The 19,298-nt window shown below is 40.8% G+C and carries 17 protein-coding genes; 1 reads left to right on the top strand and 16 read right to left on the bottom strand.

Annotated features, from left to right (window positions below; translation table 11 throughout):
• Nucleotides 1-84 precede the first annotated feature (84 nt).
• The gene (gene ruvB, locus LK416_04705) at nucleotides 85-1,086 is read right to left on the bottom strand and encodes a Holliday junction branch migration DNA helicase RuvB (GenBank protein ID UEA75864.1); all 1,002 of its coding nucleotides are present in this window, start codon (nucleotides 1,084-1,086) and stop codon (nucleotides 85-87) included.
• 18 nt (nucleotides 1,087-1,104) lie between these two features.
• Complete coding sequence (ruvA, locus tag LK416_04700) at nucleotides 1,105-1,707, bottom strand: Holliday junction branch migration protein RuvA (GenBank protein ID UEA75486.1); 603 nt, start codon at nucleotides 1,705-1,707, stop codon at nucleotides 1,105-1,107.
• A gap of 210 nt (nucleotides 1,708-1,917) precedes the next feature.
• Here ruvA and LK416_04695 point away from each other — a divergent pair, with 210 nt between their 5' ends.
• On the top strand, nucleotides 1,918-2,982 hold the full coding sequence (locus tag LK416_04695) for a ribonuclease H-like domain-containing protein (GenBank protein UEA75485.1): 1,065 nt from the start codon (nucleotides 1,918-1,920) through the stop codon (nucleotides 2,980-2,982).
• Between the two features lie 150 nt (nucleotides 2,983-3,132).
• On the opposite strand, the gene LK416_04690 is transcribed toward LK416_04695, so the two are convergent.
• The 14 genes from LK416_04690 to LK416_04625 form a co-directional block, all read right to left on the bottom strand.
• Complete coding sequence (locus LK416_04690; protein UEA75484.1) at nucleotides 3,133-5,085, bottom strand: bifunctional 4-hydroxy-3-methylbut-2-enyl diphosphate reductase/30S ribosomal protein S1; 1,953 nt, start codon at nucleotides 5,083-5,085, stop codon at nucleotides 3,133-3,135.
• 20 nt (nucleotides 5,086-5,105) lie between these two features.
• On the bottom strand, nucleotides 5,106-5,759 hold the full coding sequence (cmk, locus tag LK416_04685) for a (d)CMP kinase (GenBank protein ID UEA75483.1): 654 nt from the start codon (nucleotides 5,757-5,759) through the stop codon (nucleotides 5,106-5,108).
• A gap of 26 nt (nucleotides 5,760-5,785) precedes the next feature.
• Nucleotides 5,786-7,036 (bottom strand): NAD(P)/FAD-dependent oxidoreductase, encoded by a 1,251-nt coding sequence (locus tag LK416_04680; protein UEA75482.1) that lies wholly within the window; start codon nucleotides 7,034-7,036, stop codon nucleotides 5,786-5,788.
• Complete coding sequence (locus LK416_04675) at nucleotides 7,033-7,680, bottom strand: TrkA family potassium uptake protein (protein ID UEA75481.1); 648 nt, start codon at nucleotides 7,678-7,680, stop codon at nucleotides 7,033-7,035. Before LK416_04675 ends, LK416_04680 begins: the two co-directional genes overlap by 4 nt.
• A 10-nt stretch (nucleotides 7,681-7,690) precedes the next feature.
• A complete protein-coding gene (locus tag LK416_04670; protein UEA75480.1) occupies nucleotides 7,691-9,073 on the bottom strand; it encodes a potassium transporter KtrB in 1,383 nt (460 codons plus the stop codon).
• A gap of 170 nt (nucleotides 9,074-9,243) precedes the next feature.
• Complete coding sequence (locus LK416_04665) at nucleotides 9,244-10,650, bottom strand: oxaloacetate decarboxylase subunit alpha (protein UEA75479.1); 1,407 nt, start codon at nucleotides 10,648-10,650, stop codon at nucleotides 9,244-9,246.
• A 39-nt stretch (nucleotides 10,651-10,689) separates the two neighbouring features.
• Nucleotides 10,690-11,820, bottom strand: a complete 1,131-nt coding sequence (locus LK416_04660) for a sodium ion-translocating decarboxylase subunit beta (GenBank protein UEA75478.1) — start codon at nucleotides 11,818-11,820, stop codon at nucleotides 10,690-10,692.
• 38 nt (nucleotides 11,821-11,858) lie between these two features.
• Nucleotides 11,859-12,242: a biotin/lipoyl-binding protein gene (locus LK416_04655; GenBank protein ID UEA75477.1), complete on the bottom strand. Its 384-nt coding sequence runs from the start codon at nucleotides 12,240-12,242 to the stop codon at nucleotides 11,859-11,861.
• Between the two features lie 18 nt (nucleotides 12,243-12,260).
• A complete protein-coding gene (locus LK416_04650; protein ID UEA75476.1) occupies nucleotides 12,261-13,193 on the bottom strand; it encodes an OadG family protein in 933 nt (310 codons plus the stop codon).
• A 16-nt stretch (nucleotides 13,194-13,209) separates the two neighbouring features.
• Nucleotides 13,210-14,622 carry a carboxyl transferase gene (locus LK416_04645; protein ID UEA75475.1) on the bottom strand — a complete coding sequence of 471 codons (1,413 nt, stop codon included), beginning with the start codon at nucleotides 14,620-14,622 and terminating at the stop codon, nucleotides 13,210-13,212.
• A gap of 275 nt (nucleotides 14,623-14,897) precedes the next feature.
• Entirely contained in the window at nucleotides 14,898-15,428 is a 531-nt protein-coding gene (gene pgsA, locus LK416_04640; GenBank protein UEA75474.1) for a CDP-diacylglycerol--glycerol-3-phosphate 3-phosphatidyltransferase, read from the bottom strand.
• A complete protein-coding gene (gene rimO, locus LK416_04635) occupies nucleotides 15,425-16,741 on the bottom strand; it encodes a 30S ribosomal protein S12 methylthiotransferase RimO (GenBank protein ID UEA75473.1) in 1,317 nt (438 codons plus the stop codon). The genes pgsA and rimO overlap by 4 nt, the downstream gene beginning before the upstream one ends.
• An 18-nt stretch (nucleotides 16,742-16,759) precedes the next feature.
• Complete coding sequence (folD, locus tag LK416_04630; GenBank protein ID UEA75472.1) at nucleotides 16,760-17,602, bottom strand: bifunctional methylenetetrahydrofolate dehydrogenase/methenyltetrahydrofolate cyclohydrolase FolD; 843 nt, start codon at nucleotides 17,600-17,602, stop codon at nucleotides 16,760-16,762.
• Between the two features lie 17 nt (nucleotides 17,603-17,619).
• Nucleotides 17,620-19,290 (bottom strand): formate--tetrahydrofolate ligase, encoded by a 1,671-nt coding sequence (locus LK416_04625; protein UEA75471.1) that lies wholly within the window; start codon nucleotides 19,288-19,290, stop codon nucleotides 17,620-17,622.
• Between the last annotated feature and the right edge of the window lie 8 nt (nucleotides 19,291-19,298).

Below are 19,298 nucleotides of genomic sequence, written 5' to 3'. Positions count from 1 at the left end.
ATATTCATTTTATTTCTTTTATATTTGTTATATCCGTGCATATCATGCAGGTATTTATTTTTCGTTATTCTACTAATATATTTTCTATTCGATAAATGCATCCAGTCCGAAATGCTTATAACACCGCTCGGTCACAACCCGACCTCTTGGAGTCCGGTTAATAAAACCGTTTTTAATAAGATATGGTTCATATACATCTTCTATCGTTCCGGAATCTTCGCCGATGGCTGCAGCCAGAGTATCAAGTCCTACCGGTCCGCCTCCAAACTTTTCTATCATTGTCATCAAGATATTCCGGTCTGTATTATCAAGCCCCATAGAATCAACCTCAAGCTTATCGAGTGCAGTCTTTGCGACCTCATAATCGATACAGCCATTGTGGCACACCTGAGCAAAATCCCGACATCTCTTTAACAGACGGTTGGCAAGTCTTGGGGTTCCTCTGGAACGCTTTGCAATCTCAAGGGCTCCTGCATCATCTGTTTCTACACCAAGCACATCTCCGGAACGAATTACAATCTGCTTCAATTCCTCCGGTGAATAGAACTCCAATCGATCTACCATTCCAAAACGATCACGAAGCGGTGCTGTAAGCATACCGGCTCTTGTCGTTGCACCGATCAATGTGAATTTGGGAAGATCCAGACGGATCGATCTTGCTCCTGCTCCTTTACCGATCACAACATCGATCGCAAAATCTTCCATTGCAGGATATAAGACTTCCTCTACCTGACTGTTTAATCTGTGAATCTCATCAATAAATAATATATCATTTTCTGAGAGATTATTTAAAATAGCCGCAAGTTCACCCGGCTTCTCGATTGCCGGTCCGGATGTGATCTTGATATTGACACCCATCTCATTTGCGACAATAGATGCTAGTGTCGTTTTACCAAGTCCCGGCGGACCATATAAAAGCAAATGATCTAAGGGTTCATTTCTTCTCTTTGCCGCCTCTATAAAAATCTTCAGATTCTCTTTTACTTTATTCTGTCCAATATATTCATCCAGATACTTTGGTCTCAGACTGTATTCGCTATTTAATTCTTCTATATCTGCTTCTGTTGAAATAATTCTGCCCACTATGTCCACCTGTATCCGTTTTTATATTAATTTCTTCAATGCTGCCTTTAATATAGCTTCTGTGTCCATCTGTCCGATATCGCCGATCTTTTTTACGGCAAGTGCTGCTTCCGAATTCGAATAGCCAAGATTTACAAGTGCAAGTATCGCATCCCTTGCTGCATTTACATCCTGTGTATTCTGTGCGATCGACTGCTCATAGGCTGCATCCATCATATCTTCCATCTTTAACTTATCTTTTAATTCCAGTATGATCCTTGATGCACCCTTGGTGCCGACACCATTTGCTTTTGATATCGTCTTTGCATCCTCTGAGATCACCGCGAGCTGAAGCTCCTGGATCGTAAGAGCTGTAAGGATCGCCATAGCGACCTTCGGGCCTACCCCGCTGATTCCGATCAGAATACGGAATACAGATAATTCCTCTTCTGAATGAAACCCATATAATGTCAATTCATCTTCTCTTATATACATATGTGTGTATACTTTAATCTGCGTTCCATATGCCGGAATGCGCTCAAGGAACTTACCGGATACGAAGATCCGATACCCCATTCCGTGGTTATCGATTACTATATAATTCTCTCCTGCACTAACAAGTGCTCCTGCAATATATGCTATCATAATGATATGTCTCCGAATTTTACTATGCCAAGTATAACACAGTTTTCTCGTTATGGAAATATCTGATTGATTTTTTGACCGCAGAGGCATATCATGAAATTATTCGATTGATTTTTTACATATAAGGATGTATTTTAAATTACTACTATAAAACTAATTTAATTTTCAATCTAAATTACATGATATATTTTACATTTGAGGTTAAACACTATGATTCAATATAGCTATACCATGCCGCTTTCTTCGGTTAACCTGAACTGGATGAAAGAAACGTCGGATCAATATCTGTTCTTCGACATCGAGACAACCGGATTAAGTGCTGCCCGATCAGATCTCTATCTGATCGGATATGGAACGATTTTAAATAATGAACAGCTTCGCATCACTTTATTATTCAATGATGATGGCTGTTCCGAACCAAAGATACTCGCTGTATTTAAAAATATATTGTCTGACTACAAATATCTTGTTACATATAACGGTGACACCTTCGATCTTCCATATATAAAGGAAAAATACAGACAGTTCCGGCAAGAGATATCCTTCGATTCAATTATCAGTATTGATGTATACCGTAAAATAAGAAAATATAAAAAGCTGCTCCGGATGGATTCAATGAAACAATCCGCCCTGGAATCTGTTATGGGAATAGAACGGGACGAATTTCACTCAGGTGGCCTTCTGATCGATACATATCATGACTACCTAAGTACAAAGGATACGCAACTACTGGATATGCTTCTGTCTCATAATAAGGATGATATCTATGGCTTGTTTTATGTATCAGGTGCACTTACCCTTACTTCTTTCTTTGATGGCGACTTTGAGATATCGGAAACCACCTGCACCGATACACAGTTTATGATCTGTATGCAGACAAGAAAACTTGCGATTCCATTTGATACCAACTGCAATGATATACATATTTCAGGCAAAGATGAAATCGTGACGATCAATATTCCGGCTATCCATGATACACTGAAATATTTTTATAAGGACTATAAGAATTATTTCTATCTGCCATTAGAACAGACTGCCATCCACAAGGATGTTGCCTGTTATGTAGAAAACGCCTATAAAGAAAAAGCCCGCCCGGAAACTGCGTACACAACAAAGTCAAGTGTATTCATCCGACAGAACAAATTTAAAATGCCTCATATATTCAAATACGAACATACCGATAAAGACGGATACATCGAACTGGATGATGCTTTCATCAATGACAGGATACAGTTAAAAGAATATCTCCTCAATATTTTAAAGCAGATCAAATAGTTCCGGGACATACTGCAAAAGCGGAAATTGCAAGAATGCGGAATAAGAGCAAGGTTATAGGCAAAATATAATATACATAAAACAGTAAAATACCCACTGATGAAATTTCAACAGTGGGTATTTTTACATTTTATAAGAAATAATCTTTGATTATTCTTCTACAGGAGCTTCTTCAACTTCCTCTGTTTCCTCCGGAGCCGGAAGTAATGCCTTTACGCTCAGGCTGATCTTCTTCTCTTCCGGTTTGAAATCAACAACCTTAGCTTCGATCTCATCACCAATCTTATATACATCTTCCGGTTTTGCAACATGATCATATGAAATCTGTGAAACATGAAGTAATGCGTCAACGCCCGGCTCTAATTCAACGAATGCACCAAAGTCAGTCATACGTGCGATCTTACCTGTTACAACTGTTCCAACAGCATATTTCTCTTCTGCATTTAACCATGGATTTGTCTCATCAAACTTTAAGCTTAACGCAATCTTGTCACCATTGATGTCCTTAATGAATGCCTTAACAGTGTCACCAACCTTGAACATCTTCTTAGGGCTTTCTACTCTGCCCCATGACATCTCTGAAATATGAAGAAGTCCATCAGCACCACCGAGGTCAATGAATGCACCGAAATCTGTTACATTCTTTACTGTACCTTCTACTGTCATGCCAACTTCAATCTTTTCGAATAATTCTTTTGCAGCTGCAGCTTTTCTCTCAACGATGAGTTTCTTTCTGTTACCAATGATTCTTCTCTTCTTAGGATTGAACTCTGTAAGCTGGAATTCGATATCCTGGTCTAAGTACTTATCAAGGTTCTTTTCATATAAGTCAGATACAAGACTTGCTGGAATGAAAATTCTTGTCTCTTCGTAAAGAACATTTAAACCACCATTTACAACCTGAACAACCTTACCTGTAAGGATATCACCATTATTAAATGCTTCTTCTAATTTCTCGTTTACTTTCTCTGCTGCAACTCTCTTGTATGAAAGAGCAACCTGTCCTTCGCCATCATTTGTCTTGATAACCTTAACAGTGATTGGATCCCCAACTTTTACCAACTCTGTTAAATCAGCGTTTGGAGTATTTGTATATTCATTTCTGGTAATGATACCATCTGACTTATACTTGATATCAACTACGATCTCATCCGGCTTAACACCGATAATTGTTCCATCGATAATCTCTCCCTGTCTGATTGACGCCTTGCTTTCATCATTTTCTAACATCTGTTCAAAACTTAACTCTGCCATGCTACTATGAACCTCCTTAATAATATAATTTGGGGTAGATGCCCCCGCAGTAATACCTACCCTACTAACGGATTCAAAAGTAGTCAAATCCAAATCAACGAGTGTCTGTATATAGTAAGTATTCTCACATTCTTGTTTACTAATATCATATAGCTTCTGAGTATTAGAACTATTTCGACCACCTATAACGATCATGGCATCTACAGTCTTTGCAATGTTCCTTGCTTCCGTCTGTCGAACTGCCGTTGCATTACAGATTGTCTCATGAACAAACACATTATACAATTTTTTTCGAATAATATCAACAATATCTTTAAATTTATTCTTATTAAAGGTGGTCTGTGATACTAAACTAAAGTTAATTTGCTCAAAATTCGGCTCATTTTCTATATTTTTCACCAAATCTTCTGCCTCTGAAACGCTCTGTACCGTATATGCTTTCGTCTCACACCAGCCAATAATACCCTCGACTTCCGGATGATCCCTGTTACCAACTATGATAATACGGTTTCCTTTTTTGCTCTCATCCTGTGCGATCGTATGGATTTTTTTTACAAACGGGCAGGTCGCATCTACCACGTTGACATGTCTGGCTTCCAACTGATCCATAACATCTTTCGATACTCCATGTGACCGGATAATAACCGTTGCATCTTTCTGCTGATCAAGTTCGGCAAGATCATCGATCACCAATATTCCTTTTTTTCTCAGGTCTTCGATCACTTCTTCATTATGAATGATCGGACCATAAGTATATACATGCTGTTTCCCTGCTTCTTTATACGCTGTATCAACGGCTCGCTGTACACCAAAACAGAATCCTGCCGACTTTGCTAATATAATTTCCATATTTTGTCCATACTCCGGTTTTATTTTTCTGCAATGCTGATGATCTTAGCTACAACCTCATCGATACTCATATCTGAACTGTCAAGATATACAGCATCCTCTGCCTGCTTCAGTGGTGCAATCGGACGTTCCATGTCTTGTTTGTCCCTTGTGATAATGTCTGTTTCGATTTTATTGATATCCGGTGTTTCTCCCTTGGCTGTCAGTTCATCATATCTTCTCTTTGCACGAACTGCGGAAGAAGCGGTCAGATAGATTTTTACTTCTGCATTTGGAAGAATGTTTGTACCGATATCTCGTCCATCCATAACGACATCATTTTCTCTTGCAAGCTTTCTCTGAAGATCTAACAGCTTTTCTCTTACACATGGGATTGCAGATGATCTGGATGCCATGTTACCCACCTCTTCTTTTCTGAGACTTCCGGTTACATTCTCGCCATTCAGATATACCTGCTGTGCATGATCTTCATAACAGATTGTGATCTCGATCCCTGCGATCTCTTCGGCCACTGCATCTGCATCCGTTACATCTGTCTTTGCATTCAATAATGCAAGTGCAACTGCACGATACATCGCTCCGGTATCTACATAGATATATCCGAGTTTTCCTGCTACCAATTTTGCTATTGTACTTTTCCCTGCTCCTGCAGGTCCGTCAATTGCTATATTCATTTTTTCTCTCCTTTTATCCATTTACTTTAGTTACTACCTTCTGAACATGCAAGTCCCGCCAGATATCCGGTTGACCATGCGATCTGCAGATTAAATCCACCTGTCAGTGCATCTACATCCAAAACCTCGCCTGCAAAATACAGATGATCTACAAGTTTTGATTGCATTGTTGACGGAACAACCTCCTTTACGTTGACGCCGCCTTTTGTAATGATTGCCTCTTCAAAACCGCGAAGTCCCCGGAACGAAAGTGTAAACTGTTTGAGTACGGTTACTAAATTCTTTCGTTCTTCCTTTGTGATTGAATTCACCTTCTTATACGGATCGATTCCTGAACGTTTTATGACTACATCGATCAGTTTGACCGGAAGCAGATCACCAAGTGAATTATGAAAATCTTTATTAGCATATTTGCTAAAATCCCGAAGGATACGATCATCCAGCATTTCTTCTGTCATCGCAGGCTTCAGATCGATATACATGCTTAAATCCTTATCCAGATATTTATGAAGATATGCCGATGCCTTTATTACCAGAGGACCGCTGATGCCAAAATGTGTAAACAACAGCTCTCCCTGTTCTTCAAACAGACACTTCTTTCCACATTTAATCACAAGCTCTACATTTTTTAACGATAGTCCCATAAGTTCTTTGCAGAATTCATCCTTTAATTCAAATGGAACAAGTGATGGTAAAAGCTCTTTGATCGTGTGCCCTGCGCTCTCGGCAAACCGATATCCGTCTCCGGTTGATCCGGTAAGCGGATACGATATCCCGCCGGTTGTTATGACGACTGCATCTCCATACACATCTTTCTTTCCATGTGCCGTCTTGATCTGTACGCCTTTTACTACCTGATCTTCTATAATAAGCTTCTGAACTTCCGTCTGTAGTTCTACTATGATCTCCTGATTTCGGTTTAATTTCGTTTTTAATACTCCGATCACGTCAGATGAATGATCGCTGACCGGAAATACACGATCTCCGCGTTCTACCTTTGTCTTTAGTCCAAGTTTCTCAAAGAAATCAATCGTCATCTGATTATCAAAGGTATAAAACGGACTGTACATGAATTTACTGTTTGTTGTCACCGACTGAAAAAAGCGGTCTGCATCCCCTGCATTTGTCAGGTTGCATCTCCCCTTACCTGTAATGAATAACTTCTTTCCAAGGCGATCATTCTTTTCAAATAATACAACCTCGCAGCCATTTTCCGCAGCTGTGATCGCAGCCATCATGCCGGCCGCACCACCACCGACTACTATTATTTTTTTCATTGCATCATCCTCTTTAAACCTTCATTCGATATAGTCACTAACAGTCTGTAGCTTTCTTTTAACTGTAGCTCCGGGGTGATATGGTCAATCGAACGTCCGTCTTCCTTTACCAGAATGATATTCATATTATAACTTCTTCTGAAATCAAGTTCTTTTAATGTCTTGCCGACCCATTCCGGTCGAACCGAGATCTCTGCTACATTGATGTTATCCGAAATCTCAAAGAATTCCAGAAAATTGCTACATAAGAGCTTTTTTGCAACATTAATTCCGGCATCCTTTTCCGGATAGATAACTTTATCCGCTCCGATCTTGGACAGGATCTTTGCTGCTTCATCGTTATTCGATTTAGCAAGAATATATGGAACACCCAGTTCTTTTGCTGTTATGATCGTCATTGCACTGGCTTCCAGATTATCACCCATTGCAACTACAACACCATCCATATTCTCAAGTCCTGCTTCTTTCAGACTCTCTGTCTCGCATACATTGATCGTCACCGCACAGGTAACCTGTGATGAAATCCGCTTCACACATTCAGGATTACTGTCGATCGCCAGAACCTGCGCACCGGATTCCATCAAAGTGAGGGCAACATTTGTTCCAAATCGCCCAAGCCCTACTACCGCAAATGATTTTTTCATACTTTCCTCCTTATCCAACGATCACATCTTCTTCCGGATAATGAAGAAGCCGATGTTTTCCGTTCTGTGTATTAAATGCTACCACCATAGATATCGGTCCAACTCGTCCGATATACATACAGATCATAATGATGATCTGTCCTGCCGTATTCAAAACAGGCGTCAGATTTCTGGATAATCCAACTGTACAGACAGCACTTGCAACCTCAAACAAGGCATCCAGCAGATTCACATCATTGGTCGCCATCAATAATATCGTCATTATAAATATTGTACTCATACTTAAGAATACAATTGCAACTGCTTTTTTTACAACGGATACCGGAATATTTCTCTTGAAGACCTCCGTATCCTCATGATTTCTGATCATGGCAGCAAATGTAAAGAAAATAACTGCAATGGTTACGGTCTTCATTCCTCCAGCTGTTCCAACCGGCGAACCGCCGATCATCATAAGTAACGCCCCGAAGAAAGCCGTTACCGGTCGAAGTGCTGCCTGTGGTACAGCCGCAAATCCTGCCGTACGAAGTGTTACCGACTGAAAAAAAGCATTTAATATCCGGTCTTTTTCGGATAAATTACCAAGAGTGTCCGGATTAGAGCGTTCAAGGAAATAGATAACAACTGTACCACCGATCAATAACAGCAATGTCATAAAAATTGCGATCTTCGTCTGTAAATGAACACCATTCCATGCCGACCGGATACTGCATTTCTTTGTACGGATTCTTCGAAACGCTTCAACCGTATCCCACCATACAATAAATCCGATTCCACCCATAATGATCAGAAAAGAAGTATTCAGCATCATCAAAAGATTGGAATGGTAAGGAATCAAACTGTCCGCACCCATAATGTCGAGACCGGCATTACAAAATGCTGAAACGGCATGAAATACTGAAAACCAGATTCCCTTTAATAATCCGTATTCTCTGCAATAATAAAAACTGTAAATAAATGCTCCAATTCCTTCGATCAGAAACGTTCCCTTTATTACTTTTATCGTAAACTTCAAAAGTCCTTGCTTACTGTTCAGATTAAATGCATCCTGCAACAGCATTGTACTTTTCAAGGTTATCTTCATTCTGAATAACAACATAAACAGTGTGATGATCGAAACGATTCCGAGTCCGCCGATCTGGATCAAAATTAATATCACACCTTTACCAAACAAACTCCAATAGGAAAATGTATCGACAACCACCAGCCCTGTCACACATACGGATGTCGTCGATGTAAACGCAGCCGTCAGGAGATCTGTCCATGTTCCGTTTGCAGATGCAATCGGCAATGATAATAATATCGTTCCTACAATAACTGTGATAAGAAAGCCCAATGCTATAATTCTTGTTGTTGTAAGATAATTTCGGTTCACATATTTCTTCTTATTCATGATATTTCCCTAGACCTCTACTCAAAACAATCCCCTGCCTCTGCTATATCTGACAGATAACAAAATTCATGATATAAACATGGGAAGATACAGACCGGATACCACCAGTCTGCTCTTCCCATAGTATACCTGCATATGCCATTTTTCAAACGACATAACACTTTATAATCTTATACCGGATATGCCTTATCCTCTTTGTTTACAAGTGTTGCATCAACCTTTGTCTTCTTTGCTTCTCTTAACTTGAAGAAATCAACAGCAACCTGTGGGAACAATGCATATGTTAATACATCTTCATCCTGTTCCTTGTACTGAATCATTTCCTTCTCGATCTTACCAAGCTCGTTTTCAAGAAGATCAGCAGGACGACATGTGATAGGCTCCTGATCACCGATTACTTTCTTTCTAACTTCCGGATCAACAGGCTTTACAGACTGACCATACTCGCCGGCAACCAGTGCTTTTGCCTCTTTTGTACACATCTTGTATCTCTCGCCTGTAACAACATTTAATACAGCCTGAGTACCAACGATCTGGCTGGATGGAGTAACAAGAGGTGGTTCACCGAAGTCTTTACGAACTCTAGGGACTTCTTCCAGAACCTGTTCGAACTTATCTTCTGCGTTCATTTCCTTTAACTGTGATACAAGGTTTGATAACATACCACCCGGTACCTGATATAATAATGTCTTAACATTAACACCAAGAACCTTTGGATTCAGAAGGCCGGACTTAATCCACTCTTCTCTTAATGGTCTGAAGTAATCAGCGATCTCAGCGAGAAGGTTCTGATCAAATCCAGGATCATATGGTGTGCCTTCAAATGTCTTAGCCATAACTTCTGTTGCAGGCTGGCTTGTACCAAGTGCTAATGGTGAAATTGCTGTATCGATGATATCACATCCTGCTTCAACAGCCTTCATATATGTCATGGAAGCAACACCTGATGTATAATGTGTATGAAGCTGGATTGGAAGGGAAGAACCTTCCTTTAATGCCTGAACAAGCTCGGTTGCCTTATATGGAACAAGAAGACCTGCCATATCCTTGATACAGATAGAATCTGCACCCATATCCTCAATTCTCTTAGCCATATCTTTCCAGTAATCAAGTGTATAAGCATCACCTAATGTATAGGAAAGTGCAACCTGTGCATGACCTTTTTCCTTATTACATGCCTTAACAGCAGTTTCAAGGTTTCTGATATCATTTAAGCAGTCGAAAATTCTGATAATATCAATACCATTTGCGATTGACTTCTGAACAAAATACTCAACCACATCATCTGCATAATGACGGTAACCAAGAATGTTCTGGCCTCTGAATAACATCTGAAGCTTTGTATTCTTAAAACCATCTCTTAATTTTCTAAGTCTCTCCCATGGATCTTCCTTAAGGAATCTGAGACATGCATCGAATGTAGCACCACCCCAGCACTCAACAGAATGATATCCAACCTTATCCATCTTATCGATGATTGGAAGCATCTGTTCTGTTGTCATACGGGTAGCGATCAGTGACTGATGCGCATCACGTAATACAGTTTCGGTAATCTTAACCGGTTTCTTTTCTGCCATTTCGAACCTCCTGAATATATTCTCATATGATTATGATCATTACTGTACATTAAAGATTGCAAGGAATGTTCCTGCTGCAACTGCTGTACCGATAACACCTGCAACATTTGGTCCCATTGCATTCATCAGAAGGAAGTTCGTAGGATCATACTGGGAACCTACCTTCTGAGAAACTCTGGCTGCCATAGGTACGGCAGATACACCGGCTGAACCGATCAGCGGATTAACCTTACCCTTTGTTACCAGGCACATTAACTTACCAAATAATACACCGGCTGCTGTACCGAATGCAAATGCGATCAGACCAAGTAATACGATCTTTAAAGTACTGATCTTTAAGAAAGCTTCTGCACTTGTACTTGCACCAACAGATGTACCAAGTAAGATAACTACGATATACATCATAGCATTGGATGCTGTCTCTGTAAGCTGTTTTACAACACCACACTCACGGAACAGGTTACCTAACATCAGCATACCAACCAGTGGTGCTGTTGTAGGAAGGATCAGAACAACTACGACTGTAACGATAATTGGGAAAAGGATCTTTTCCAGCTTGGTTACAGGACGAAGCTGTGGCATTCTGACCAGACGCTCTTTCTTTGTTGTAAGTGCTTTCATAATAGGTGGCTGGATGATCGGAACCAGTGACATATAAGAATATGCTGCTACTGCGATTGGTCCAAGTAATGTACCACCCATTCCAAGTTTACCGGCAAGGAAGATAGATGTAGGACCATCTGCACCACCGATAATAGAAATAGCTGCTGCTTCCTTACCATTGAATCCCATCAGGAAAGCAAGGAAATATGCGCCGTAGATACCGAACTGTGCTGCAGCTCCAAGAAGAAAGCTTGCAGGGTTTGCGATCAACGGGCCAAAATCTGTCATGGCACCTACACCCATGAAGATCAGTGAAGGAAGAATACTCCATTCATCCAACATGTAGAAGTAATGTAATAATCCGCCTTCTGCCATTATATCTGGAAACATGTTAACAAGTAACATACCAAATGAGATTGGTACCAGAAGAAGTGGCTCAAAACCAAACTTAATTGCAAGGAACATGAAAACGAACGCTACAAGGATCATAACGTAATTTTTCCAGTCAAGACTTGCAAAACCTGTCTGATTTGCTAAATTTGACAATACGTCAACTATACTACTCATTTAGTCGTTCCTCCTATCAGATTTATACAAGTACAGCATTAGTTCAGAGTTGCTAATGTATCTCCTGCTTCAACAGTTGCACCTGATGCAACGTCGATGCTTGCTACTGTACCATCTTCCGGAGCAACAACTTCGTTTTCCATCTTCATAGCTTCAAGGATCAGAATAACCTGTCCCTTCTTAACTGCATCACCAACATTTGCCTTAACATCAAGGATCTTGCCAGGCATCGGAGAAGCAACCTTAATGGAACCTGCGCCTGCTGACTTAGCTGCCGGTGCTGGTGCCGGTGCTGCCGCTGGTGCCGGTGCTGCTACAGGAGCTGCTGCAACTGGTGCTGCTACAGGGGCAACGCCACCTGCTAATTCTTCAACTGAAACATCATATGATGTACCATTTACTGTAATTCTATAATTCTTCATCGATATATCCTCCTATTATTATCTCTTAATACGTCTGATCGGACGTGTCACAAGCTTATCTTTGCTTGGATACGTTGTATATGCATTCTGTCCTGCTGATGCAGCAGCAACTGCGGCTGTGATAACTGCAACCAGTTCAGAATCATTCATTACGCTTTCACCTGTTTCTGTCTTAACGATGTCAACAATCTGTCCTGCCGGTGCAGATCCTGCATCTTCTTCCTTTGTCTCAGCAACAGGCTCTGCCTTAGCTGCTTCTTCTGCTTTTTTAGCTGCCTTCTTGGCTGCTTTTGCTTCTTTATCAAAGAAGCCGGGAACAAATTTTAACAGATAGATGATAAATGATATAAAGATAAGAACAACGAATACAGTTGCCATACCGATCAGGGTGTTGGTTCCGGCTGCCTTCATCTTATCTTCAAATGTCATGTTTGCTGCAATCTCAACATCAGTTGACTTATATGGGTACATACCCTGTGAAGAAAGGGCTTCATCAGCCTGCTCTTCACTGTAACCATACTGATTCATTAACTGATATCTCTGTAAGTTATATGTTGCACTGTTGTCTACAAATGTTACCTTGATCAACGCTTCTTTTTCTGTACAGTCAGCATAAAGAGTAACGATTACATTTCCTTCTGTCTCTGTAATCTTGTATTCACCTGTAAAATCTTTAAACTCACCGCACTCATCACCGATATTACGGAATGACTTGACTGCTTCTATCTCATTTTCAGAAACCCCTGCATCCTCGCCTGCTTCTATAACATAGTTATAGGTCTCATCTGCGCTTGCATATTTCTGATATGTCTCACAGGCATCTTTTGCTACCTGAGCGATCTCCTGATCGTTATAAGCAAATTTTACTCCGTTATCATCAGAAGCACTACATCCGGCAAACATAAAAGTAACAGCTAACATAGAAACTATTAATAATAATTTTTTCTTCATTTAGTTGTCACTCCTTTTATATAGTACCGTGTTTCTTATAAGGTCTCATCTCTTCCTTTGAAAGGAGCATCTGGATCGCTGCGATCACTCTCTTTCTTGTAGCATCAGGCTCGATGATATCATCGATATATCCTCTGGATGCTGCCGAAGCTGCTCCTGAAAGAGCTGCAACATATTCTGCTTTCTTCTCCTTGATGAAGGCAAGCTTGTCGTCTGCTGCTGCAAGTTCATCTTCATACATGATCTTAACTGCCATCTCAGGATCCATAGTACCGATCACTGCATCCGGCCATGCATATACCATATCAGCTCCGATTGCCTTGGAGTTCATAACCGTATATGCTGTTCCATAGGCCTTGTCCATAACAACCGTAACCTTTGGAACTGTTGCATCTGCATATGCATTTGTAAGTTTTGCAAGAGCCTTTGAGATGGTCTTCTCTTCTTCAACTGTTGCAGCAAAACCTGTTACATTTACAAGTGTAAGAACAGGAATGTTAAATGCATCACAGAAATCTACAAATTCTTCTGCTTTATATGCACCCGCTGTTGTGATCGTATCTTCCTGATTACCAACACATCCAACTGTGATACCATCCATACGGATCAGAGCTGTAACAACATCTCCTGCATATTCCTTCTTCATCTCAAGCACAAGAGAATCATCGGCAATATTCTGGATCACTGCTCTTGGATCGTTCTTGTAAGAATCAAGATTTGGGATAATTCTGTTTGGATTGTCATTTGCAGAAGCTTCCTTGTCGTCCAGATTACAGCTTGGAAGAACCTCAACCAATGCACGGATCATACCAAGTAATTCTTCTTCTGTCTCAAATACACCATCTACATTTGCTGTATTCTCACTTACATAATCAGCTGCGGAAGTATCTAACTTTGTAATATTGTTCTCTGCTAAAGCGTTTGGAGAATTTACAAATAACTTTGCACCTTCCTTTGTCATGAAAGTGAAGTCTGATAATGATGGAACAAGGGAAGCACCGCCGCCACATGCACCAAAAACAGCTGTGATCTGAGGAATAACACCTGAAGCCATAACCTGCTTGCCATATACTTCACCAAATGCATTCAGTGCATCTGTAGCTTCCTGAAGTCTGAGTCCTGCACAGTCGATCATACCGATGACAGGTGCACCCATCTTCATAGCCATATCATAAATTTTTGCAATCTTCTTAGCATGCATCTCACCAACAGAACCGCCTAAAACTTTAGCGTCCTGACTGTATACATACACTAAATTGCCATTGATAACACCATATCCGGTGATAACACCATCTTTTGGAGTATCCTTATCCTGAATGTTAAAATCAGTATTTCTTGCTTTCACATAAGCACCGATTTCAACAAAGCTTGCGTCATCAAGCAATGCATTAATTCTATCGCTTGCTGACAGGGTGAGTTTGTTGCTCATTTCTAGTCCTCCATTAAATTTATTTTTAGGAGTTACATAAAAGTAATTCCAAATTTATGCCGATTTTATTGTAAAGCCTTTACGAATTTATTTCAAGTAAAATTATCATTACGACACAGTTTTTTCAGCACTTTTTAACAATCGAACATCCCTGCTATTTTTACTTAAAAAACAAAAGGGGAAAGTGGAAGTAATTGTCAGAAAATACCCCATTTTCCCCATAATTGTCTATTTTGTGGTTAGTTGTTCATAACTATACAGCTTTTAACTTTATATTAATCCTTCAGGACATTTTTGTTTGATACCAGATAATCGATCAGTGAAATGACCGTTAATACAAGTGCAGCGTAGATCAGCACCTGTTCGATTACAAATATCACTTTTCCACCAAGATTACCGATCAGGAAACAAACCATGACCATCTGGACAACAGTCTTTAATTTGCCCCAGATACCAGCCGCAATAACAACACCCTTTTCTGCTGCAATCAGCCGGAATCCGCTAATGATAAATTCTCTCGCAATGATGATAATAACGATCCATGCAGGAATCCGTCCCTGATCGACCAGTGCGATCATTGCAGAACATACCAGAAGCTTGTCTGCTAACGGATCCATGAATTTTCCAAATGTTGTGACCAGATTACATCTTCTTGCGATCTGTCCATCTAATGTATCCGTGATCGCTGCAGCGATAAAGATACCAAGCGCAATCCATTTGGCTGCTGCAAAATCAAGATACATAAACACAACAAAAAATGGAATCATTATAACTCTCAATATTGTTAATTTGTTTGGTAAATTCATTCTATCATCTCCCCTGTCAGATCATATTCATTTGCATCTGTGATCCGAACCTGTACAAAGGTGCCGGACATCAGCTCATACGGTGCATCAACAAATACCATACCATCTACATCGGGCGCATCCCGATAAGTTCTTCCGACATATACATCGTCTTCTGCAACATAGCCTTCGATCAGTACTGTAAGACTCTTGCCAAGCAGCTCCTGATTCTTGTCGTATGATACTTCCTGCTGCAATGCCATTATATCATCCCGCCATTTTTCTGCAACCTCATTTTCAATCTGATTAGGAAATGATGCTGCCGGAGTCCCTTCCTCCGGTGAATATGTAAACACACCCAGGCGGTCAAATTCCGACTCATTCACAAACTCCATAAGCGCTTCATGATCCGCTTCTGTTTCACCGGGAAATCCTGCGATCAGCGTTGTACGGATCGCAATATCAGGAATCCGGATCCGAAGCTTTGCGATCAATTCTACAATATCCTTTTTACAGGTACGTCTTCCCATGCGTCGCAATACAGGATCTTCTGAATGCTGAATCGGTATATCAAGATAATGACAGACTTTTTCTTCCTCCGCGATCGTATCGATCAGCTCGTCTGTGATCTCCTCCGGATAGCAGTACATCAAACGTATCCACTGGATTTCCTCGATCTTGCAGAGTTCATGTAATAATTTCGGAAGTGTCTTTTCACCATACAGATCCACTCCATAGAGTGTTGTTTCCTGTGCAACAAGGATCAGTTCTTTTACTCCCTGTGCAGCAAGCTCTTTTGCAGATGCCAGAAGCTGTTCCATCGGAATACTTCTGTACTTTCCTCTGATATATGGAATCGCACAATAAGTACACATCTTGCCACAGCCTTCTGCGATCTTTAAATATGCCATTGAAGCTCCGGTTGTAACGATACGTCCACCAACTGCCTCCGGCATATAATTGATATCTGTAACAAAGGAATGTTCTTCTTCAGATCCGATTGCATCCACGATCGCGTCATAATTTGCAGCTCCGACAATTGTATCAATCTCCGGCAGTTCTGCAAGGATATCATCTTTATATCGCTGTGACAGGCAGCCGGTAACGATCAGCTTCTTTAATGATCCTGTCTTCTTCAGCTCTCCGTATTCTATTATCGTATTAATACTTTCTTCCTGCGCATCTTTGATAAATGCACAGGTATTGATAACAACTGCCTCTGCCTCATGTTCATCATTTGTGATCTCATGTCCTGCCTTATGCAGAAGTCCGAGCATTACCTCACTGTCCACAAGGTTCTTATCGCAGCCCAATGATACCATCAATACTTTCATATATGTTCTTTCCTCAGGTTATTTTATATTGATCGAATCTACACAGTTATGCATAAGCATTGCGATCGTCATAGGACCAACTCCGCCCGGTACAGGTGTAATTGCTCCTGCAACTTTGCTTGCTGATTCAAAATCAACGTCACCACATAATTTGTTATTCTCGTCTCTGTGTATTCCGACATCGATCACTGTTGCACCCTCTTTGATATAGGATGCATCGATCATCTTCGGTCTGCCGATCGCAACTACAAGAATATCTGCGCGCTTACATACCTCTTTCAGATCCTTTGTCTTTGAATGACAGATCGTAACCGTTCCATTCTCGCGTAATAACAGCATTGCCATAGGCTTGCCTACGATATTGCTTCTGCCAATCACAACACATTCTTTTCCTGCGATCTCGATTCCGGAACGCTTTAAGAGCTGGATCACACCAGCCGGTGTGCAGGATACAAATCCAGGCTGACCGATACTTAATGCTCCGACGCTCATCGGATGGAAGCCATCAACATCCTTTAATGGTGAGATTGCTTTGATGATCTTGTCCTCATCGATATGTTTTGGAACCGGAAGCTGTACCAGAATTCCATTTACAGCATCGTCCTTATTCAATTTATCGATCAGCTCTAACAGTTCTTTCTCCGTTGTCTCTTCCGGAAGCTCATAAGACAAAGAATCAATACCGATATAAGCACATGCCTTTTTCTTATTGCCGACATATACGGAAGATGCCGGATCATTCCCTACCTGAATAACTGCCAGACAAATCTTTATACCTTTTGCCGAAAGCTCTGCTACCTGTTCCTTTAATTCATCTTTTATCTGTTTTGATATTGCTTTTCCATCAATCAGTTGAACCATATTCAATTTATTCCTCCTTAGAATAATCCGCAGATTACACCGTCATCATTTACACTGATATTTTCAGCGGCCGGTACCTTAGGCAGACCAGGCATTGTCATGATTGTTCCTGTGATTGCAACCACAAAGCCGGCACCTGCACTGACATATACTTCACGGATATTAATATCAAATCCTTCCGGTCTTCCAAGCTTCTTCGGATCATCCGAAAGTGAATACTGATTCTTTGCCATACATACAGGGAAGTTTCCAAATCCCATTTCTTCAATCTTAGCGATCGCACGATCTGCTTCCGGACTGTATGTTACATTTGCTGCACCATAAATCTCTGTTGCAATGCATGAGATCTTTTCTTTAATTGACAACTCATCTTTATATAAAACTTTAAAATCACTCTTTTTGTTCTCAAGTGTATTTAATACTGCATTTGCAAGCTCGATACCGCCTTCGCCGCCTTTTTCCCATACATTTGCAAGAGCGAAATCACAGTTTCTGTCCTTACAGAATTTCTCCACAAACGCAAGTTCCGCATCTGTGTCTGTGATGAAACGGTTTAAAGTAACGACAACAGGAACCTGATACTTCTGAAGATTCTCGATGTGCTTTTCAAGGTTTACGATACCTTTCTTTAATGCTTCCAGATTCTCCTGACCAAGCTCTGTCTTCGGTACACCGCCGTTGTACTTCAATGCCTTTACGGTCGCAACCAGAACAACTGCATCCGGCTTCAGTCCGTTCATACGGCACTTGATATCAAAGAACTTCTCTGCACCAAGATCTGCTCCGAATCCAGCCTCTGTAATTACATAGTCTGCCAGCTTTAATGCTGTCTTTGTTGCGATTACACTGTTACAGCCATGTGCGATATTTGCAAATGGTCCACCATGCACAAGTGCAGGTGTATGCTCCAACGTCTGGATCATATTCGGCTTGATCGCATCCTTTAATAGTGCAGCCATAGCACCAACCGCTTTCAGATCCTTTGCTGTTACAGGCTCGTTCTGATAATTATATGCAACAATGATCCTACCAAGTCTTTCCTTCAAATCATTGAAATCCGCTGCCAGACAAAGGATCGCCATGATCTCTGATGCAACTGTGATCACAAAGCCATCTTCTCTCGGTACACCGTCTACACGCTTTCCAAGTCCGATCACAGTATGACGCAGTGCACGGTCATTCATATCCATACATCTTTTAAATACAATACGGTTCACATCAATGCCGAGTGCATTTCCCTGATGAATATGGTTATCCATCATTGCTGCAAGCAGATTGTTTGCAGATGTGATCGCATGGAAATCACCCGTAAAATGAAGATTCAGATCCTCCATCGGTACTACCTGTGCATATCCGCCGCCGGCAGCACCGCCCTTGATACCAAAGCACGGACCAAGTGATGGTTCACGAAGTGCGATAACCGCTTTCTTATTCAGTCTTCCCATAGCTTCACCAAGTCCGACTGTGATCGTTGTTTTTCCTTCTCCTGCCGGAGTCGGATTGATCGCTGTAACTAAGATCAGCTTACCATTCTCATTTTTCTGTACGGAAGCGATAAGCTCATCTGACAACTTTGCTTTATATTTGCCATACATCTCGATATCATCTTCTTTGATGTCAAGCTTTGCCGCAACCTCCTTTATATTCTTCATCTCTGCCTGCTGTGCAATTTCGATGTCGTTTAACATTTAATATG

The sequence above is a fragment of the Lachnospiraceae bacterium GAM79 genome (assembly GCA_020735665.1).
In the GTDB taxonomy this organism is placed as follows: Bacteria; Bacillota; Clostridia; order Lachnospirales; family Lachnospiraceae; genus Coprococcus.
This window is presented reverse-complemented; position numbering and strand designations above follow the sequence as displayed.

Bases quoted from the DNA above. Each gene is read 5' to 3' on its own strand.
- cmk (UEA75483.1), bottom strand. From the start codon at position 5,759: ATGAATATAGCAATTGACGGACCTGCAGGAGCAGGGAAAAGTACAATA.
- LK416_04695 (UEA75485.1), top strand. From the start codon at position 1,918: ATGATTCAATATAGCTATACCATGCCGCTTTCTTCGGTTAACCTGAAC.
- LK416_04680 (UEA75482.1), bottom strand. From the start codon at position 7,036: ATGAAAAAAATAATAGTAGTCGGTGGTGGTGCGGCCGGCATGATGGCT.
- LK416_04655 (UEA75477.1), bottom strand. From the start codon at position 12,242: ATGAAGAATTATAGAATTACAGTAAATGGTACATCATATGATGTTTCA.
- pgsA (UEA75474.1), bottom strand. From the start codon at position 15,428: ATGAATTTACCAAACAAATTAACAATATTGAGAGTTATAATGATTCCA.
- rimO (UEA75473.1), bottom strand. From the start codon at position 16,741: ATGAAAGTATTGATGGTATCATTGGGCTGCGATAAGAACCTTGTGGAC.
- folD (UEA75472.1), bottom strand. From the start codon at position 17,602: ATGGTTCAACTGATTGATGGAAAAGCAATATCAAAACAGATAAAAGAT.
- LK416_04670 (UEA75480.1), bottom strand. From the start codon at position 9,073: ATGAATAAGAAGAAATATGTGAACCGAAATTATCTTACAACAACAAGA.
- LK416_04645 (UEA75475.1), bottom strand. From the start codon at position 14,622: ATGAGCAACAAACTCACCCTGTCAGCAAGCGATAGAATTAATGCATTG.
- LK416_04690 (UEA75484.1), bottom strand. From the start codon at position 5,085: ATGGAAATTATATTAGCAAAGTCGGCAGGATTCTGTTTTGGTGTACAG.
- LK416_04675 (UEA75481.1), bottom strand. From the start codon at position 7,680: ATGAAAAAATCATTTGCGGTAGTAGGGCTTGGGCGATTTGGAACAAAT.
- LK416_04665 (UEA75479.1), bottom strand. From the start codon at position 10,650: ATGGCAGAAAAGAAACCGGTTAAGATTACCGAAACTGTATTACGTGAT.
- ruvA (UEA75486.1), bottom strand. From the start codon at position 1,707: ATGATAGCATATATTGCAGGAGCACTTGTTAGTGCAGGAGAGAATTAT.
- LK416_04650 (UEA75476.1), bottom strand. From the start codon at position 13,193: ATGAAGAAAAAATTATTATTAATAGTTTCTATGTTAGCTGTTACTTTT.
- LK416_04660 (UEA75478.1), bottom strand. From the start codon at position 11,820: ATGAGTAGTATAGTTGACGTATTGTCAAATTTAGCAAATCAGACAGGT.
- LK416_04625 (UEA75471.1), bottom strand. From the start codon at position 19,290: ATGTTAAACGACATCGAAATTGCACAGCAGGCAGAGATGAAGAATATA.